Source organism: Novosphingobium sp. ZW T3_23, from assembly GCF_044987305.1.
Classification (GTDB): Bacteria; Pseudomonadota; Alphaproteobacteria; order Sphingomonadales; family Sphingomonadaceae; genus Novosphingobium.
The window spans coordinates 70,851-88,659 of sequence record NZ_JBJDRF010000017.1 but is presented as its reverse complement, the minus strand read 5'-3'; the positions used below and the strand labels follow the sequence as shown (position 1 = coordinate 88,659).

13 protein-coding genes are annotated in these 17,809 nt (G+C 62.5%); 5 read left to right on the top strand and 8 right to left on the bottom strand.

Translation table 11 applies throughout. The features are described from left to right. Nucleotides 1-136: 136 nt before the first annotated feature. The gene (locus ACI3K3_RS11455) at nt 137-2,275 is read right to left on the bottom strand and encodes a TonB-dependent siderophore receptor (RefSeq protein WP_404913787.1); all 2,139 of its coding nucleotides are present in this window, start codon (nt 2,273-2,275) and stop codon (nt 137-139) included. 290 nt (nt 2,276-2,565) lie between these two features. Between ACI3K3_RS11455 and ACI3K3_RS11450 the strand changes: the two genes are divergently transcribed. Both ACI3K3_RS11450 and ACI3K3_RS11445 read left to right on the top strand, forming a co-directional pair. Continuing rightward, nucleotides 2,566-4,692, top strand: a complete 2,127-nt coding sequence (locus tag ACI3K3_RS11450; protein WP_404913786.1) for a TonB-dependent siderophore receptor — start codon at nt 2,566-2,568, stop codon at nt 4,690-4,692. Further along, nucleotides 4,692-5,897 (top strand): PepSY-associated TM helix domain-containing protein, encoded by a 1,206-nt coding sequence (locus ACI3K3_RS11445; RefSeq protein ID WP_404913785.1) that lies wholly within the window; start codon nt 4,692-4,694, stop codon nt 5,895-5,897. The genes ACI3K3_RS11450 and ACI3K3_RS11445 overlap by 1 nt, the downstream gene beginning before the upstream one ends. 17 nt (nt 5,898-5,914) lie before the next feature. On the opposite strand, the gene ACI3K3_RS11440 is transcribed toward ACI3K3_RS11445, so the two are convergent. Together ACI3K3_RS11440 and ACI3K3_RS11435 are read right to left on the bottom strand one after the other, a co-directional pair. Beyond that, nucleotides 5,915-8,407 (bottom strand): glycoside hydrolase family 2 TIM barrel-domain containing protein, encoded by a 2,493-nt coding sequence (locus tag ACI3K3_RS11440; RefSeq protein ID WP_404913784.1) that lies wholly within the window; start codon nt 8,405-8,407, stop codon nt 5,915-5,917. Continuing rightward, a complete protein-coding gene (locus ACI3K3_RS11435) occupies nt 8,404-8,691 on the bottom strand; it encodes a hypothetical protein (protein ID WP_404913783.1) in 288 nt (95 codons plus the stop codon). Before ACI3K3_RS11435 ends, ACI3K3_RS11440 begins: the two co-directional genes overlap by 4 nt. Nucleotides 8,692-8,953: 262 nt before the next feature. Here ACI3K3_RS11435 and ACI3K3_RS11430 point away from each other — a divergent pair, with 262 nt between their 5' ends. Continuing rightward, nucleotides 8,954-11,383, top strand: a complete 2,430-nt coding sequence (locus ACI3K3_RS11430) for a TonB-dependent receptor (RefSeq protein WP_404913782.1) — start codon at nt 8,954-8,956, stop codon at nt 11,381-11,383. A 58-nt stretch (nt 11,384-11,441) separates the two neighbouring features. On the opposite strand, the gene ACI3K3_RS11425 is transcribed toward ACI3K3_RS11430, so the two are convergent. From ACI3K3_RS11425 to ACI3K3_RS11415, 3 genes are all read right to left on the bottom strand, one after another. Then, complete coding sequence (locus tag ACI3K3_RS11425) at nt 11,442-12,122, bottom strand: TetR/AcrR family transcriptional regulator (RefSeq protein WP_404913781.1); 681 nt, start codon at nt 12,120-12,122, stop codon at nt 11,442-11,444. 101 nt (nt 12,123-12,223) lie between these two features. Continuing rightward, a complete protein-coding gene (locus tag ACI3K3_RS11420; protein WP_404913780.1) occupies nt 12,224-13,354 on the bottom strand; it encodes a glycoside hydrolase family 43 protein in 1,131 nt (376 codons plus the stop codon). Nucleotides 13,355-13,388: 34 nt separating this feature from the next. After that, complete coding sequence (locus ACI3K3_RS11415) at nt 13,389-15,023, bottom strand: alpha-N-arabinofuranosidase (RefSeq protein WP_404913779.1); 1,635 nt, start codon at nt 15,021-15,023, stop codon at nt 13,389-13,391. A gap of 136 nt (nt 15,024-15,159) precedes the next feature. Here ACI3K3_RS11415 and ACI3K3_RS11410 point away from each other — a divergent pair, with 136 nt between their 5' ends. Then, nucleotides 15,160-15,456, top strand: a complete 297-nt coding sequence (locus tag ACI3K3_RS11410; protein ID WP_404913778.1) for an autorepressor SdpR family transcription factor — start codon at nt 15,160-15,162, stop codon at nt 15,454-15,456. Continuing rightward, the gene (locus ACI3K3_RS11405) at nt 15,453-15,827 is read left to right on the top strand and encodes an ammonium transporter (protein WP_404913777.1); all 375 of its coding nucleotides are present in this window, start codon (nt 15,453-15,455) and stop codon (nt 15,825-15,827) included. The genes ACI3K3_RS11410 and ACI3K3_RS11405 overlap by 4 nt, the downstream gene beginning before the upstream one ends. Nucleotides 15,828-15,844: 17 nt before the next feature. Here ACI3K3_RS11405 and ACI3K3_RS11400 read toward each other — a convergent pair whose 3' ends face one another. Next, the gene (locus ACI3K3_RS11400) at nt 15,845-17,137 is read right to left on the bottom strand and encodes a c-type cytochrome (RefSeq protein ID WP_404913776.1); all 1,293 of its coding nucleotides are present in this window, start codon (nt 17,135-17,137) and stop codon (nt 15,845-15,847) included. After that, a complete protein-coding gene (locus ACI3K3_RS11395; RefSeq protein WP_404913775.1) occupies nt 17,137-17,709 on the bottom strand; it encodes a TetR/AcrR family transcriptional regulator in 573 nt (190 codons plus the stop codon). The genes ACI3K3_RS11400 and ACI3K3_RS11395 overlap by 1 nt, the downstream gene beginning before the upstream one ends. Between the last annotated feature and the right edge of the window lie 100 nt (nt 17,710-17,809).

The following is a 17,809-nucleotide window of genomic DNA, read 5'->3' as shown; positions in this document are numbered from 1 at the left end:
CCCTTTTATTCCTCAGGCGCCCCCACCCTACCACCCAACGGTAGTATCCTGCGGGTGGTAGGGTGGGGGCGCCTGAGAAACACGGGGGGCCGGTGCCGCTCTAAAAATGCCTCTGCGGCATTTTTCAAACGGTCTCTCAGAACCGCCTAGAGAGGCTGACGAGGAAGGTGCGCGGCTCGCCGGGCGTGGTGCGCGTGAGCGATGCCGTCGGGAAATAGCGCTTGTTCAGGATGTTGCGCATGTTGGCCTGGACGGACCATTCGCCGAAGTCATAGAACAGCGCTCCGTCCACCAGCGTATAGGCCTTGAGCCGGAAGGGCGCCGTCGCGCCGGGAACGGCCGAGGCGGTGCTGGCCATGCGGTCACCTTCGTGATGCACGCCGAACCCGGCCCCCAGGTTGGCAAGGGCGCCGTCCTGAATGGTGTAGCGCGCCCACAGATTGGCGATATAGCGCGGAATCGATCCGAGCCGCGAACCGACTTGCAGGCGGTTGTCTGCGGTAACCTTGGCATCGAGGTAGGTGAACGCACCGGTGAGTTCCACGCCGGCCAGGGGGCGCCATCCGGCCTCGGCCTCGACGCCGCGAGTGCGCTGCTCGCCGGTCAGGACGTAGACGTTGGGAATGACCGCGTCGGCCGTCGCCACGTTGGTGCGGGTCAGTTGGAACACCGTGAACATGCCGGTCAGCGTGCCGTCCTTGCGCGCCAGCTTGATGCCGCCTTCATAGTTAACGCCGCGCTCCGGCGGCAGGTTCGATCCGTCGGCGGCGCGATAGGTACCCTGCGGATTGAAGGACTTGGCGTAATTGGCGTAGAGCGAAATCCAGTCGGTCAGTGCCACGGTCGCGCCTGCGCGGGGGCTGAAGGCATTGTCGCTCACCTTGGGATTGGCGATGCCGTTGTTGGTGACGGTGCTGGTCGCCTTGTCCCATCGTCCGCCCAGCGTCACCGTGAGGAGATCGCCCAGCTTGATGTGATCCTGAAGGTAGAAGCCACGTTGCCGGGTACGGCTGGCGTAAGTGGTGGCCGGGACGGCCGGGTTATGGGTGCTGAGCGTGCCGTAGACCGGATCGTAGAGGTCCAGTTCGTAAGGCATGCTGGAATCGTAGAGATTGACGTTGCTGGCGGCGCGGCGGCCGTAATCGAGACCGGCCAGCACGTAGTGGTTCAGCGGCCCGGTATCGAAGCGGGCACTGGCATTGGTATCTACCCGGAAATAGTGGCCATTCTCCGCATAGGGACCATAGAAGGCGCGGCGGACGCGGCGATAGTCGGACGATATGCCGGTGACGAACAGCCAGTTGTCCCAGGTATTGCGGAAGTCCTGATAGCGAAGCGACTGGTGGACCGCGATCGCGTCGCTGAACTTGTGGTCGAAGACGTAGCCGAGGTTCCAGTAGTCGTTGTCCTGCACGGCCGGATATTCGACATCGTTGATCGACAGCTTGATATCGACCGGCCCGTTCGGATTGGGCAGCGCGGTGCCATAGGCGGTGGTCGGCGACCAGGGATTGATATGGTCATCCACATAGCGGCCGAGCACGGTCAGCGTGGTATCGGCATCGGGCGCCCAGGTCAGGGCGGGAGCAACGAAGAAGCGCTGCTGGCCGGAGGCATGGACGAAGAAGTCCTGGTCGCGGATGACGCCGGTGAGGCGCGTGAGCAGGGTTCCGCTGGCGTTGAGCGGCAGGTTTGCATCGACCGTCAACTCCTTGAAATTGTAGGAGCCCCCGGCGATGCCCATATCCAGGAACGTATCGTTTTCCGGTCGCTTGCTCACGAGGTTGACGATGCCGGAAATCGGCCCTTGCCCGAACAGGCCGGAGGCCGGTCCCTTCACCACTTCGACATGGCCCAGCGCCGTCATTTCCGAGGTGCCGTAGCCGGTGTCGTCCAGCAGGCCGTCGAGATAAGTCGCTCCGGAACTGGCGTTGAAGCCGCGAATGTTGAAGCCGTCGAAGAAGCCGTAGTTGTTGGAGCGGGAAACGCCCGCCACATTGTAGAGCGCCTCGGAGATGCGGCGTACGCCCTGATCCCTGAGCAGTTCCTCGGGGAGGACCGAGATGGGCTGGATGTTTTCCAGCATCGGGATGTCAGCCTTTGCCGCGACCGGTGCTGCGGCGAGCTGGCCGGTCACGACGATGGTGCGGTCGTCCCGGGTCTCGTCGTCGGCGCCTGGCTCGTCGGATCCGGCTGCTCGGGCAAGGCTGGACATCGTGCAGGTGAGTGCGATGGAAGCGACGGTGACCGTCAGGCGGTGACGAAATGGCTTCAAAGTCTTTCCCCTCAAATTTCGGACAGGGCGCTACGAAAGATGAGAGTGATACGCAATAGCAACATTGCTACAAAATTTCCGTATATCGTTGGTCTGATATTTCCCCGTTCTGTCCGGAACGGCGCGGAAATGCCGGCGCACCGGTCAACCTGGGAGCGGCAGATAACCAGCCTTATCCTTTGTAAACTTTCGTTATTGCATCGCGATAGCACTTGCGCAGACGCCCGTTACGGCTATGTCCCGCGCAATATTGCGAACGATTCGCATTGCGGTAACAGGGAAGATACATCTTGCGACTTATCAAGGCGGCATTGGCCGTGTCGGTGTCCGTCATCGCTGTCCCGGCGTTCGCGCAGGAGGTTGCTCCGGACGAAAATCCCGGCGTCGCCAACGAGATTATCGTCACCGGCCGTGCCCAGCGTCTCTACCGCGTCGAGCAGGCTACCGTGGGCAAAGTCGCGGAAGACCCGATGAATATTCCCCAGGCGGTGCAGGTGATCAACGCCGAGCTCTTTGCCGACCAGGGCGCGCGCGACGCGACGGACATCTACCGCAATATCTCGGGCGTCAGCTTCTTCAGCTATGCCGGCGTCACGTTCCGTGGGTTCCGTCAGGACCAGTCCTTCTATGACGGCCAGCGCGGCAACCCCTTCATCGGCTTTTCGGTGCCGCAGCTGTTCAACATCGAGCGTGTCGAGGTGCTGAAGGGACCGGCAGGCCTGTTCTTCGGCCCAGGGTCGCCGGGCGGCATCATCAACTACGTTTCCAAGACGCCCTCGGACAAGACCGGACTGCGCGCGGTCGTCACCGGCGGCACATACGATCGCATCGGCCTTTCGGCGGAAGCGACCGGTCCCGTCGACCGCGACGGGGTGATCACCTACCGGCTGGGTGGTTTCTATGAATCGATGGATCCCTATCGCCGCAACACGCAGAACAAGTCGCGGATCGGCGATGGCGGGATATCCATCAAGACCAACGAAGGCGGCAAGCTGACGTTGCAGGCGACCATCTACGACAGCGAGCTTCAGGCAAACCGCCTGCGCGGCGTCCTGGTCGACGACCAAGGCAATTTCCTGACCAGCATCCGCTGGAATGCCAACGAGAAAACCGATTTCCTCAATTTGCGCTCGCAGGCATACCAGGCGCGCTATGCGACCACGATCGGCGATCGCGTCACTTTCGACGTCGGCGCGCGCTACTTCAAGGCCACCGAAAAGCAGCAGTACCACGAACCGCGCGGCCTCGATCCCGCCAATCCCGATCTGGTGCGCCGCGAATTCCGCGACCAGATCCGCCCTGTCCATGGCCTGTCGTTCATGGCCAACATGACGGCGCGGGTGGACGTGCTGGGCATGGAGCACAAGTTCCAGACCGGGGCGGACTGGTATGACGAGAAGAGCCTGCTGCATTCGCGCATCCTGCGCACGGGCGTGACTTCGCTCAGCCTCAGCAATCCGGTCTATGGCCGCGGCTCTGGCGATGCGGCCCGTGCGGCATTGCTGCCCTACACCACCACCGACACCCGCACCAAGCGCCGGGGCGCCTATCTTCAGGACCAGATCAGCGTGACCGATGCGCTGCTGCTGGTGGCAGGCGTGCGCTACGACAAGTTCGACGACGGCGTGACCACCAGCACCGGCGGGAGGGTTTCCGGGCGTTCCGACTACTCGGACAACGACCTGACCTGGCGGGGCGGCGCGATCTTCAAGCCGCGCGCGGATGTGTCGCTTTACGCCAGCTGGTCAGAAAGCTTCGAGCCGCAGGCTGCTGCCGACCAGAACACCGACGCAGGCGGCCCCTTCGCCCCGGTCACCGGGAACCAGATCGAGGGCGGCGTGAAGACGCAGCTGTTTGACGGACGTATCCAGGCGAACGCCGCCATCTATCGCATCGTGCGCAAGAACATCCTTCAGGTCGATCCCACGCAGGAACCCGTCAACGGCGTGGACCAGCTCGCGCCGATCGGCGAAGTGACGAGCAAGGGCTTCGAAATCGACCTGACGACGGACATAACGCCGGACTGGGTGCTCCTCGTGAACTACGGCTACAACGACACCAAGATCACCGGCACGGCCGAAGGGCAGGCGATCACCAATGCCGTGGGCAATCGCTTCGCCAATGCGCCCAAGCACAAGGTGGGCTTCTGGACTCGGTACCAGGTTCCGTCGATCGACACGGCCTTTGCCTTCGGCGGCGAGCACGTCTCGCGCCGGATCAGCCTTTCCGGCCAGACCGTGAAGCCCTACACCATCTTCGACGCTTCGATCACCAAGGGGCTGGGCTTTGCCGAGCTGTTGCTGCGGGTGGATAATATCTTCGACAAGGTCTACGCGGCATCGGGCTTTTCCGCGCAAAGCGGGCACTTCCCCGGCGAACCGCGCACGTTCCTTGCCGAGCTGCGCTTCAGGTTCTGATGGCGAGCAAGGTTCGGGGCAAGAAGGCCGGCAAGGAAAAGGGGCGTTCGCTCTGGTGGCGGGTCCATGCCTGGGCCGGTCTGAAGCTGGCGATCTTCATGACCTTCGTGCTGGCCACGGGAACGCTTGCCGTTTTCGCGCACGAGATCGACTGGCTGGTGACGCCCGCAATGCGGGCGTCACCGCAGGATCAGCCGCGCGCGAGCTGGGGCACGCTGGCGGCTGCTGCTGCCAAGGCCGAGCCACGCGGGCGGTTGACGACGCTCTACGCGCCGATCGACCCCTGGTTCACCGCGGAAGCATGGGTGGATATGGGGAAGGGGGCACCGCGCCGCGTCTATGTCGATCCCTGGAGCGGGGAAGTGACCGGGGTCCATGGCTGGGCCAACGTCCATCGTTTCCTGCGGCAGGCGCATCGCCATCTGATGCTGCCGACGAAGATCGGCATCCCGCTGGTGAGTTCGCTCGCCCTGCTGCTGCTCGCCTCGCTGGTGACGGGCATCGTCACCTACAAGAAGTGGTGGCGCGGGTTCTTCCGACTGCCAAGGGGAGGAGATGCGCGCCGGTTGAGCGGCGATCTTCACCGGCTTGGCGGGCTGTGGAGCCTGTGGTTCGTCGCGCTGATCGCGCTTACGGGACTATGGTATCTGGTGGAGACCCTTGGCGGAAATGCCTCGGTTCCGAAACTGCCGAAAGTCGAGACCGTCTTGCCGCCGCCGACCGGAGCAGCGCTCGACCGGCTCGTCGCGGCGGCGCGGGCCGAGCGGCCGGGGCTCGACATTCGCGAAATCCGCTTCACCGAAGACAGCGGCGTGGTGCTGCTGGGGCAGGACCGCGCCTGGCTGGTTCGCGACCGCGCCAACGGTGTGGCGATCGATCCGGCCGACGGCCGGCTGCTCGGTGCTCTGGACGGCACGGATCTGGATATGCACCAGCGGATTTCGGAAATGGCGGATCCGCTTCACTTCGGCACCTTCGGCGGTTTGGCCACCAAGATCATCTGGTTCCTGTTCGGCACAGTGCTGACGGGAATGTCGGTGACCGGCGTGATCATCTACGCCAAACGCCTGGAAAAAGCCGGAAAGCACCAGCAGACGGCAGGCCGCATCGCCTGGGCCGGAATGGGGACATGGGCTTACGTCTGCACCGCCCTGGTTATCCTGGCGCTGGTGCTCACTCCGGGCGCTATCGGTGGGGCAAGCTGAAGCACGGCCTTGCCGGTCTATTCGAAGGCGATCGTCGCACTGGCGGCGGGAAGTCCCGGCGAATTGACTGTGACCCGAAGCGTTCCCTTGCCTCGTCCCCGCAGGATCGCAAGGGCACGTCCCCTGAAGGTCCGGGTGTGGTTGGCCTTTAGCGAACCCACGGCCTGCGGGTTGGCGCTTCCGAAGGCGGCAAGTTCGCCGGAGCCTTCGAGAGCGAGGGTCACCGGCCGCATGTCGTCGGGCAGTACCCGTCCCCCGGCGTCCACCACCGCGATATTGAGATAGGCAAGCGCATCGCGGCCGCGGCGGCCGGACAAAGGCTCGGCCGACACCCGCAAGGAGGCTGCCTCGCCTGCGGTGTCCAATCGCGTGCGGCCCATGATCTTGCCGTCTTTCCAGGCCACGGCCTCAAGAGTGCCGGCTGCGTAAGGCACTGGCAGTTCCGCAGTCATCCTGTCGCCGGCTGCCAGCACTTTCTCACCGACAACCTGACCGTTGAGGATCGCCTGGACTTTGTCTCCGGGCGTGTAGATCCGCACCTTGAGGGGGCTCCCTTCATGGCCATCCCAGTTCCAGCTCGCCAATTCGTCGGGCCATCCCCAGTTCGCGGTCCAGGGGAAGGTTCCCTCGGGCGTAGGCCGCTGCACGGTCATGGTAACCGACGAGAGTCCCCACGCGACATCGCGAGCGAGGGAAGAGGCTTTCTGGCGGCCGATCAGGTCCAGATCGCCGCACCACGCATTCACCCAGGGCCATGCCGCGAAGTAATAGGGCGGGCTGCCATTCTTCAGAAATGCCGTTGCGCCGAGGCCCGCTTCGCCGATGTAGTCCATCGCCGTCCACAGGAACTCGCCGAGGAAATAGGGCGCGCGGTCCATGAGCGCGGCGTAATCGAAGACCTCGCGCGCGAAAGTCTCGGACCCGTAGACGACCCGCTCGGGATGGCTGGAATGCTCGCGTTCGATGTCATCGAGCCGATAGTTGTACCCTGGAACATCGAGGAAAATCGTGGAAGCGTTGTCGACCTTTCCGGCAAGGCCGGGACGCGCGGTATCGGCTCCCGCGATCATCTCCTGCCCCAGGACACCATTGAGGCCTGCCGTCACCGGCCGGGTCGGATCGAGTGCCTTCACCGCATTGGCGAGCTTCCATTCCCATTCCACGCCTTCGTCGCTGGCGCGAAGAGGGATTTCATTGCCGATGCTCCACATGATCACCGAGGCACTGTTGCGGGCAGGCAGGACCATGCCCGCGATCACGTCTTCCCAGTGCTCCCGGAAATGGATCGAGAAGTCCTGCGGCTCCTTGTGTTCGTGCCAGGCATCGAAGGCTTCCTCGATCATCAGCATGCCCAGACGATCGCAGGTTTCCCTGAGGCTGCGCGAAGCGGGATTGTGGGCGCTGCGGATGGCGTTGAAGCCCCGCTGCTTGAGCAGGCGGATCCGACGCTCGTCGGCATCGCGAAACGCGCAGGCGCCCAGCAGTCCGTTGTCATGATGCACACAACCGCCCCGCAGCTTGATGACATTGCCGTTGATCGCCATCCCCCGCGCAGGATCGAAGGTCACGATGCGCACGCCGAAGGGTTGTTCCAGCTTGTCGACGACCTTGTCGTCGCGGCGCAGTTCGGTTTCGAGCCGATAGAGGTTCGGATGATCGGGTGACCAGAGCCGGGGGCCCTGAAGCGTGAGGGTCTGGCGCACTACGCCGGAAGCGACGACACGACCTTGGGCGGCGGTGCGGCCGTCGCCGTCGATCAGGCGGGTGACGATCTCATGACCTGCCGTGTCGCCGCTGAGCGAGGTCGTCAGATCGATCTCCGCATGGCCGTCAGCGAAACGACGGGTCCACGCCGCAACGCCCCAGCGCGCGATGTGACATCGGCCGGGGAGTACATCGAGCGTAACCGGCCGATAGATTCCGGAGCCCGCATACCATCGGGTGTTGCGCCCTTCGTTGCGAACGCGGACCGCCACGATGTTGTCGCCCTTGCGATCGATATAGGGCGTAAGATCGACGGTAAACGGGATGTAGCCATGTACGTTGCCGGCGACCGACCGGCCGTTCAGGAACAGGTCGCTTTCGAGATGGATCCCGTCGAAAGCCAGTTCGATCCTTGCATCCGGCGCGTAGTCCGCAACACGGAAGCGTTTGCGATACCAGCCTTCGCCGCCAACGGTGAAGCCGGTGGCGCCCTTGCCGATCGCGCGCTTGTCGAAGGGGCCGATCTGCGAGGGTTCCACCCCGCCCGGTACATCCTCGACACTCCAGTCGTGCGGCAGATCGACGATAGGCCAGGCACTGTCATCGAAGCCTGCCTGTTCGAAACCGTCTCCGCCGCCGCGATGGAATTTCCAGCCATCATCGAACGGAATGTCTCGCAAAGGCCAGCTCGCATGTTTTGCGAGCGCCGAGGATTTTGCCGCAGCCACGCCAGCTATGGGAAGCATTGCACCGGCTCCTGCGATGATGAGCGCCTGGCGCCGATCGGTATCGAATTCGAGGCTCACTGAACCTCTCCCAGTCTGGCCAGCTCGCCATCGATCCTTGCCAGAGGCTCCCGCTGCACCACGCCGAAAACGAGCAGCGATTCGAGCGAGAAGTTGCCGAGATGCGGCTTGATCATTTCGTTGCCGATGCGCCGATCCATCCCTGGAATGTGCTTGTTGACGATCTCCCAGGCAGCGGGGTTCGACTGGAGGATGGCGATCGGAGTGTCTCGCGAACTGAGTATCCGGGCCAGTCTGCGCGGCGGATCGTAGGCCTTTGCGGGAGGATAAAGTGGCGCGTCCAAATTCGTCATCCTCTTCTGCTCGTTCGGCGGCCTTGATCATCGCCCTGACGATGCGGTCAGACCGATATTGCGTCTTGCCCATATAGCAACAGTGTGTTGTTTTAAGTGGCGGGGGCGGCATGTCAAGCCGGGCCCGGACCGGGGCGAGGACGATGGAACCATCGACACTGCCGCATTGCGAGGAACGGTTGCGTTCGGTCCGGAGACGAAGCGGATAGTCACTGCGAACGAGTAGAAGAAAACTAAAAAAACGGGAGGGAATATGATCAAGACAGGATGCAACCTGCTGCTGGCGTCCACCAGCCTTTTCGCCGTGGCAACGCCCGCCTGGGCCCAGTCGGCCCCGGCCGCTGAAAACCTGGCAAACGTCATCATCGTCCAGGCCCGCCGCCGCGACGAAGACGTGCAGGATGTGCCCGCAGTCATTGATACGGTGACATCCGAAGAGATCGCGAAGCTGAATATTCGCGACTTCAAGGAAGTGCAGACCCTTGTGCCCGGGCTGGAACTGACGTCGGAGTCAAACGGCGTCGGCGGCAGCGCCAAGATGCGTGGCGTCAATTTCGACGTCAATGCCAGCGGCTTCAACTCCACCGTCGAGTTCTACATGAACGACGCGCCGATCGTTGCGGGCATCGTTCTTCAGCAGATGTTCGATATCGGGCAGATCGAAGTCCAGCGCGGCCCTCAGGGCACGCTGCGCGGACGTGCTTCGCCATCGGGATCGATCACCGTCGCCACCCGTAAGCCAGATCTCTACACCGTTGGCGGGACGGTGGACATGACGGCCAACGATATCGGCACGCAGAACATCAAGGCTGCGCTCAACCTGCCCGTCATCGAGGGCATTGCGGCGATCCGCGTCGCAGGCGTCTGGGATGAGAACGAGGACAACCGCGTCCGGCCTCTCGATACCAGCTATGGTGGCCGCGATCCGTTCGCCCGTACGCGCGCCGGGCGCGTCAGCGGGCTTCTTCAGCCGACCGACTGGCTGAAGCTGGAAGGCGTCTACCAGCATATGCAGCGCAATGCGGTTGGGTACGACCAGGTCGCTTCGTTCAGCGAGGTCAATCCCGATGCCGTGCCAAGTCCGGTCTATATCGATACGAGCGACCGTCTTTCAAATCAGGTCGAGCCGCGCCGGATCAAGCAGGTCTACAATATCTACAACTGGCGTGCCGAAGCGAACCTCGTCGGGCAGACCCTGATCTATCAGGGGCAGCACTATAGTCAGAACGTCCTATCGCATACCAGCCTGGACCCGGCCGTCGTCTTCCCCGGCGATACGATCTTCCAGGAAACCCACACCCGCACGAAGTCCACGTCGCATGAAGTCCGCTTGCAGAACGAGGAACGCCTGTTCGGTATGGTCGACTACGTTGTCGGCTTCTTCGACCAGAAGAACGATGCGCCCACCGATCTCCTGCGCAGCACGGCGGTGCGCCTGCCGCTCCTGTTCGGCGGCGGCCTCGCGACGGCGGTTACGACACCGATCGGCCGCTTCGGCGGCAGTCACGAACAATCGGTCTTCGGCAACCTGACCGTTCATGTGACTGATTCCACCGAGGTATCCGGCGGCCTGCGGCACATCGACTACAACTCGGAAAACACGCTGGTCGTGGGCGGCAATACGGTCTCGACCGAGGGGCAGGATGCCAAGAAGTGGATCTACACCGCATCCATCAAGCAGAATATCTCGCCAGACCTGATGGTCTATGCCAGCACCGGCAGTTCATGGCGCCCCGGCATTAATGTGGTGGGCGATTTCAATATCCTGCCTTCGCCCGTCGAGAAGAGTTTCACCAACCTGCCGGCGGAGACGTCGAAGTCCTATGAGATCGGGTTCAAGAGCACGCTCATGGGCGGACGCATGCGTTTCAATCTCACCGGCTACCATCAGAAGTTCAAGAACTATCCCTACCGCGTCTCCAATGGCGTCTATTACGTCAACACCGTAGCCGACCGGAACAGCGCCGGTCAGGTCACGGGCCTGCGCCAGGAGGTGGGCCAGTTCAATTTCGTGGGCGCTGTCCCCGTCGAAGTGAACGGCGTGGAAGGCGATCTTTCGTTCGATATCTCCGATCGCTGGACCATGGGCTTGATCGCCAGCTACTCGCTGGGCAAGATCAAGAACGGAACGGTCCCATGCAACGACCTCAACGGCGACGGCGTACCCGACAACGTCCTGGCGGCCCCGTCACTTGCCGAACTCCAGGCCGCCGTCGGATCGGACAACCTGGCGACGTGCCAGGTCTCCCAGCGTTCTGCGCTTCAGGCTCCCTTTTCGGCTACGCTCCAGAGCGAGTACAGCTTGCCGATTTCCGGCGGGCTTGACGGCTATCTTCGCGGCCTCGTCACCTACAACGGCAAATCCCAGAGCGATCCTACCAATATCTACGACGATGTCGGCGATTATGCCCTGGTCAATCTCTATGCCGGCATTCGCGATCCAAAGGGGATGTGGGAGGTTTCGCTTTACGCCAAGAACCTGTTCGAAGTGGAGAAGGCGCTTTCCCGCACCAGCCCGCTTTCGACCAGCTATCAGCAGCTCGGCTTCGGCGGGTTTGGGCCGAACGGTCCCATCCTTACCGGACCGACGGCTGCGACGACCACGAGCACCTACACCGGCATCACCATGACGCCGCCCCGCGAGTTCGGCCTCAATGTCCGCTTCTCGTTCGGTTCGCGCTGATTGGAGCCGTTGCTCCGCTTAAACTTCCGGCCGGGCGATCGTCGTTCGGGGGCAGGGGTTACCAGGCCTCGGCCCCTCGAACGATGCGGTCCACAAGAGAGGCGGCGACTGTTTTCGCCTCATCCTCACTGAACGGCTTCCCTTCGGGCCGTATGGCAATCGTTCCCCCCGTCACGGCCATTACCAGGTCCGCGGCTCCCTCCGGATCGCGCATCTTGAACCCTTGGGCGGGGCCATAGTCGCGCACCGAAGTGACGATGAGCGCATGCAGGTTGCGGTAGCCTTTCTGGTTGTGCCCCAGGAAACCGGACCCCAACGCGCCTGCCAGATTGCCGGCGAGCTTGGTAATGGCGCGAACTTCGGGGTTGGTGCCCCAGAGCAGCATCGCTCCGACGTAGCTGGTCAACTGCTCGACAAGATCGTGCGACAGCGCCGGATCGCGCCTGGTGTTGAGTTCGGACCATGATGCAATCTTCGCATCGATCACGGATTGAAGCAGATCCGCCTTGTCTGAGAAACGCTTGTAAAGTGTGGTACGAGGGATGCCGAGGTTGGTCGCCACGGCATCCATCGCGGTGCCTTCATACCCCAATTCCAGAAACATTCTCGTGGCTTCGGTCAGGATGTCCTGAGTGATCTTCATGGAGTCGGCGGCGGCGGGACGCCCTCTTTTTCGGCTCGGTTTCTGCCCCGCCTTCGCCGCTGCTGATTGCCGCACCTTGTCCTGCACTTCTGCCATAACCCAAGTTTCAGAATATCGATTGCCGTTGTGGTAACCGATTTGGAGCGACGTACAAACCGGCAGCTCCGGTGGTTTACCAAGCCTGCCGCGAGTTGCGACTACTCAGGCTTTGCAAAATACCGCTCAAGCCGATCGGCTTCACCCGGCGAAATGGGTATGACCGCGCCGTGTTTCGGACCGCTGAAATTGGTAGCCTTCATCGGCGATCCAGGCTCATTGAACCGCCCCAGATTGCGGAAATTCTTGAAATCCTTCGTTTCCGAAAAGCCCATGTTGTTCGGCTTGGCGCCGAAGACATCGTACATCAACACATAGGTCTTCGTGTCCGCCCGGCGCCAGAGGTTGGGCGCTTCGGTTCCCACGGTTTCGGGATCGACCGGGGTCGGATCGAAACGATAACCGCCGTCGATCCGATCCGAAACGGCCTGCCTGAGGTGCCCCGGCCGATCGTGCGCGACGTAGAACAGGTGGAACTTGCTTCCGACGCGCGTGATATCGCCGTCGATCGTACCGATCGTCGTCTTGGGATAAGTGAACAAGGGGCGCGGTGCCTGGGTCAGGGTGGTGAAGGCATCGTCGGCATAGGAATAGACCATGTGCTCCGGCTCGGTGCCGTCGCGCGTGGTGTAGTAGACCATCATCTTGCGCATCTTCGGGTCGTAGATCGTTTCAGGTGCCCAAGCCGCGCTCAGGCGGGCGGTTTCCGGGAACAGCTTGTCGACAGGGACGATGGCATGGGTCCAGTGGATGAGATCGCGCGATTTCATGAAGATCAGCGAGCGATTGTTGCCCCAGCCATGGGTTTCCTTCGGCTTCTCCCACTCGGTTTCGCGCAGCCCCTCGCGCTGGGCAAAGATGTGAAGATCGGTCATGCTCAGATAGAAGGCACCGTCGGGGCCACGCACGATGTGCGGATCGCGGATGCCCTTCTGTTCGGAAATGTCACGCCCCGCAAGCGCGGGCTGGCCGTTGTTGACGTCCGTGAAGCTGTAACCATCCCGCGACACCGCAATGTGCAGCGAGTGAGTCTCGTCCCGGAAGTAGACCAGCAGATAGGACGTGAGCGCACTTTCGGGCGGAACCGGAGACGTTTCCTGCGCTGCAAGGCTCTCAACGATCTGGAGCTGCCTTTCACCCGGAGCAGCGCCGGTTTGGGCCAAGCCGGATGTCGCCAGAGCGCCAAGCGCGGCAAGGCCCATGGCCGGCAGCCAGGCGAGCTTGATCTTCATTCCGTCTCTCCGCTTGTTGGCCAGTCGAGGCATTTCATTCCACTTCCAGTACGGTCACCGACTTGGAAGGCAGGTCGAGTTCGACGCCGCCAGCGGTCAGGCGCGCGGGCAACGGCTGCGGTACGAAGGGGTCCGGCCCTTCGAAGGTAATGCGGGTATCGATCCGATCCGCGGTGAGGACACGGGCGCTTGCCCTGCGCCAGGGGCCGCCATCCAGACGGATGTTCAACCGGTTTGCACGGGCCGGATCGAGGTTGGCTATGGTCACATGCAATTTGCCCGCCGCATCGCGGGATGCCGAAACGTCGATACCGGGGAGCCGAACTTTCCCCTGGATATAGTCCGGCGTCGCGACGGTAACCGGCAATGCCTGCGCGCCCTGGTGGACCTTGTACATATCGAAGACGTGGTAAGTCGGCGTCACCACCATTGCGGCGCCCCGGGTCAGCACCAGCGACTGGATGACGTTCACCATCTGCGCCAGATTGGCCATTTTCACCCGGTCGGCGTGACGGTTGAAAATATTCAGGCTCTTCGCCGCGATTAGCGCGTCGCGCAGGGTGCTTTCCAGATAGAGCTGCGAGGGCGCGTCCTTCTCGCTCTGGAACCAGCCGCCCCATTCGTCCACGGCGAGCGCAACGCGCTTTTCAGGATCGTACCGATCCATGATTTCGGAATGGCGGCGAATGAGTTCGTCGGTCAGGTCGGCCCGCGCCAGGGCAGCCGCCCAGGCGTTCTCGTCGAAATCGACGTTCCGGCCCTTCGCATGCCAGTCATTGCCCGCGAAGGTGTAGAAGTGCAGCGACAGGCCCCACATCAGCGGCCGGTCGGTCGTCAGCGAGAGCGGGGTGGGCTGCGACCGCCACTTCATCGCCTGTGCCATCACGCGGTCCGTCCATGCGTAATCGTCCGTGTCGGCGCCTACGGCAATCAGCTTGGCACGCTCGCCCGAATAGGTCCGCAGGAAGGCGGAATAGTGCCGGAAGGCCGCCGCATAAGTATCGGCACTCATGTTTCCGCCGCAGCCCCAGCTTTCGTTGCCGACGCCGATGAACGGGACTTCCCAGGGTTGAGCGCGCCCGTTTGCCGCCCGCTCCGCGCCCGGCGCGCTGTCTTGAGGGGCGGTCATGTAGCGAAGCCAATCGTCGGCTTCCCGCACGCTGCCGCTGCCGAGGTTTACGGAAATGAACGGCTTGGCACCGATCTGGCCCAGGAAGTCCATGAATTCATGTGTGCCGAAAGCATTGGTTTCGGGGGACTTGCTCCATGCGGCATTGATCCCGCGCGGTCGCTTGTCGGCCGGACCAATGCCGTCGCGCCAGTGGTATCCATCGGCGAAGCAGCCGCCGGGCCAGCGAATGACCGGCACCTTGACGCGGCGTAGCGCCGCAACCACGTCCGAGCGGATGCCCCGCACATTCGGAATGGCGGAATCCGGACCTACCCAGATGCCCTCGTACACGCCCCGGCCGAGATGTTCGACAAACTGGCCGTAGATATCGGGATCGATGGTCGGGCCGCCCGCGCCTGCCGAAATCGTCACTTCCGAGCGCAACGCCTTCGTTGGATCGCCTTGCTCACCGGCATTTGCACTGGCCGAATACACGGCACTTGCCGCAGCCAGAGCCAGAGTGATCCTGCCCGGCCACCGTTGGAATGCTTGAAACATCCTCTGCTCCCAATTGTCGGAGTATTGATGTCGCCAATCCAGACGTGCGTCAACCACCATGCGGAACCAAAGTTCATATAGGGGCAGCTTCGAAACGCGAATTGACTCATTTCGATAATTAGCTAAATATCGCATCATGAATCAGGTCTTCAAAGCCCTTTCCGATCCTACGCGGCGGCGAGTGCTGCAATTGCTGCGCAAGGGGCCGATGAACGCTGGTGAGTTGAGCGACCAGTTCGACGTGTCCAAGCCGACGATGTCGGCTCACTTCGCCGTCCTGAAGGAAGCCGATCTGGTCCATGCGGAGAAGGTGGGGAAGGCGGTTCTGTATCATTTGAAGCTGACAGTGCTCGAGGACGCTTTACTCGGCTTCGTCCACTCGTTCGCATTCGGTGAAGAAACCCCGGCGCCCACGAAGGAGCCTTCACGATGAACAAGGATATCGCCGGTAGTCTTACCTGGGCCGCGAGCATCATCGTGCTTGCGCTTGCCGCTTCGTTCGCCCGCAAGCAGGGGTATATCGATCAGGACACCACCACGCGCATCGTCATGGGCGCGATTGGATTGATGGTCGCCTGGTTCGGGAATCGAATGCCCAAGACCTTCGTGGCAAATGCATCGGCGCGCAAGGTCGCGCGGGTCGGGGGATGGTCGATGGCGCTGAGCGGCCTGGTCTACGCGGGGCTATGGGCTTTTGCCCCCTTCGATGCGGCCGTGCTGATGGGATGCGCAGCCGTATTGACGGGGATCATCGTCACCGCCGCTTATAGCTTCGCGTTGCGCAGCCAAGCCAAAGCGAACTGAAGCAGCGCGTTAATCCGCTATCGCTGCCGTCGCACCTGGTCGGGAGAAACTTGAGGCGCATTGTTGCCGAACTCGCTGCGCAGGTACGTGGCCAGGGCCGCCACATCCTCGTCGGAAAGGCGCTTGCCGAACGGCTTCATGTTTGCACGGCCGCTGTTGAAAGGCGGCGGCGGCAAGTCCGGGCCATAGAGAATGACGTTGATCAGCGAGGACGGATCTTTCGCCTGCACGATCGGATTGCGTATGAGCGGCACGCCGAGGATGCGATCGCCTTTGCCATCGGGCAAGTGACAGGTGCCGCAATGCACGGTGTAGACGATCTCACCCTCATCGACGCGTGATCGCAGCGCCGAAAAGTCCCACCGCGCGGGCGCCGCGTCGACACCGCGCAAGTATGCTGCGATCGAATCCGCGTCGGCTTTCGACAGGTGGCGCGTGGAGGCGAGTACTTCCGTCATCGGCCCGTGGACGACCGCGCGCCGGTTCCGGCCGGAGAGCAGGTAATCGCGAATGTCGGAGGCGGTCCAGTCCTTGAGGCCGTGCTGTCCCGGCGTCAGATCGGCGGCAGCCCACTGGCGATACTCACCGCTCGCGACCTGATCGACATAGGCGCCTCCATGCAGGGCGCGGCTCTCATCGGAAGCGCCCAGCATGTTGCGAGGGGTATGACAGGCGCCGCAGTGTGCCACGGCTTCCACGAGATAGGCGCCGCGATTCCACTGCACCGAATGCCGGGGGGAGGGCGTGAAGGCGGCGTCCTTGTGATAAAGGCGCTTCCAGAAATGCAGCAGCGCGCGATTGCCGAAAGGGAAATGCATTTCGTTGTCGCGATTGCGCTGGGCGACCGGCGGCAGCGAGCGAAAATACAGGTAGAGGGAGGCGATGTCTTCGTCCCGCATCTTCGCAAACGATGCATAGGGGAAGGCGGGGTAGAGGTGTGACCCGTCAGGCCTTGTGCCGTGCTTCATCGCGGCGTGGAATTGCCCGTAGGTCCATCGGCCGATGCCGGTCTCTCGGTCCGGCGTGATGTTGGTGGAGTAAAGCGTTCCGAACGCCGTCTTGAACTTCACGCCGCCGGCATGGGCTGCTCCGCCGGGTGCCGTGTGACAGGCGGCGCAGTTGCCGATTTGCGCCAGATACCGGCCCGCTGCCACGCTGCCGCCTTGCGCCTGCAACGGCGGCGGAGCAGCCTGCGCGATCGGTCGAAAGAAATAGGCCGCATAGACTGCCGCCGCGACGGCAAGGGCGAGAACAAGCCAGAGCAGCCACGGCTTGATCCGGCGCGAAGGCGGTGAGCCCGTCGCGGCCATCAATGGGAATCTTCCAGGGGAATACCGGCCAGCCTTATCCAGTTCAGGGTTCGCTCCTTCAGAAATGCGGTCGCTTCCGGATGGCGGCTGGCCTGCCAGTTCATGATCGATCCGGTGAGGTGCGCCATGAAGGCATCCACTGCGGCAGTCGTCTCGATCGCAGTCGGCGGCATCGTTTTCGCTATGAGCGCGCGCAGAATCTCTCCGCGCTGCTCTTCCAGGCCGATCAGGATCGGATCGTTGATGTTGATGCTGTAGCGGAACATGAAGTTGCTGAACTGCTCGCGCGCACCGATCATGTTACCCACCAGCTCCGCTATGCGGATCAGGCCGGGCGCGCCGGCTTCGATCCTGACGGCCGCAAGCCGTTCCTCGAATTCCCTGAGCAGCCGCTTCATCAGCAGGCGCTTCAGATCATCCAGCGTGCCGAACCGCTGGCTGATGGCCGCGCGCGACAGGCCGACACGGCGGGCGACCTCCGAAATGCTGAGCCCCTGCGTGCCGAGTTCGACCAGCGCCGCGTTCGTCGCATCCAGTATCTGGGAATCCGTAACCGATAACGGGCGAGCCATACCAAGCCATGCTTCCTGAACGTGACGAGCTTTCAGACGGGTTGATATCGGCACTTGCCGTTTCTTTCAACCCTGTTACTTTCAGGGGTGTAAGGAATCG

Bases quoted from the DNA above. Each gene is read 5' to 3' on its own strand.
- ACI3K3_RS11395 (WP_404913775.1), bottom strand. From the start codon at position 17,709: ATGGCTCGCCCGTTATCGGTTACGGATTCCCAGATACTGGATGCGACG.
- ACI3K3_RS11430 (WP_404913782.1), top strand. From the start codon at position 8,954: ATGATCAAGACAGGATGCAACCTGCTGCTGGCGTCCACCAGCCTTTTC.
- ACI3K3_RS11400 (WP_404913776.1), bottom strand. From the start codon at position 17,137: ATGGCCGCGACGGGCTCACCGCCTTCGCGCCGGATCAAGCCGTGGCTG.
- ACI3K3_RS11415 (WP_404913779.1), bottom strand. From the start codon at position 15,023: ATGTTTCAAGCATTCCAACGGTGGCCGGGCAGGATCACTCTGGCTCTG.
- ACI3K3_RS11425 (WP_404913781.1), bottom strand. From the start codon at position 12,122: ATGGCAGAAGTGCAGGACAAGGTGCGGCAATCAGCAGCGGCGAAGGCG.
- ACI3K3_RS11410 (WP_404913778.1), top strand. From the start codon at position 15,160: ATGAATCAGGTCTTCAAAGCCCTTTCCGATCCTACGCGGCGGCGAGTG.
- ACI3K3_RS11405 (WP_404913777.1), top strand. From the start codon at position 15,453: ATGAACAAGGATATCGCCGGTAGTCTTACCTGGGCCGCGAGCATCATC.
- ACI3K3_RS11445 (WP_404913785.1), top strand. From the start codon at position 4,692: ATGGCGAGCAAGGTTCGGGGCAAGAAGGCCGGCAAGGAAAAGGGGCGT.
- ACI3K3_RS11420 (WP_404913780.1), bottom strand. From the start codon at position 13,354: ATGAAGATCAAGCTCGCCTGGCTGCCGGCCATGGGCCTTGCCGCGCTT.